The 550-nt window shown below is 54.5% G+C and carries 1 protein-coding gene; it reads right to left on the reverse strand.

Annotated features, from left to right (window positions below; genetic code table 11):
• Positions 1–79 precede the first annotated feature (79 nt).
• Positions 80–550: C40 family peptidase (locus tag KCG48_RS14650; protein WP_211802909.1), on the reverse strand; the 471-nt coding region annotated here is incomplete at its 5' end.

Raw genomic sequence — 550 nt, forward strand, 5'->3', positions numbered from 1 at the left:
AGTCTGGCTTCGAGGCTTTTAATTCGATGGGTGATCTTATCGATCTCCTCCGTCAGTTTTTGGATCTTTGGATTCATAGTTACCTCCTTGGCAAACGCCCGAAGGCGTAAAAATGGGATTGGAAATATGAGGTGTTCATGGAGGCGTACTGAATGGGATTTCCGGCATGGATCATCATGCCGTTGCCCACGTAGATGGCCACATGGGATACCGGTCCGATACTGTCGTAAGTGCCGGTGAAAAACACAATGTCGCCTGGCTTGGCCTCCGATGGCGGGATGGTGGCGCACTGGTCAAAGATCCCTTGGGCAGTGGTCCTTGATAGAGGATAGACGCCCGAATTTTTGAACACCCAGCAGACAAAGCCGGAGCAGTCAAAGGACGTCGATGGCGTGGAGCCTCCCCAAACGTAAGGGTAGCCCAGATACTTTTCCGCTTCCTTGATCAGGGCCGCGAAGGTGGGATCTGACAGAGCTTCCGGCGGGATGTCATAGTCCGTATAAGCGCCATTGGTGCCGCCGACGGCTGGCGGGGTGTAGGGGTCAGTCCC

It is taken from the genome of Proteiniclasticum sediminis, from assembly GCF_018128025.1.
Classification (GTDB): domain Bacteria; phylum Bacillota; class Clostridia; order Clostridiales; family Clostridiaceae; genus Proteiniclasticum; species Proteiniclasticum sediminis.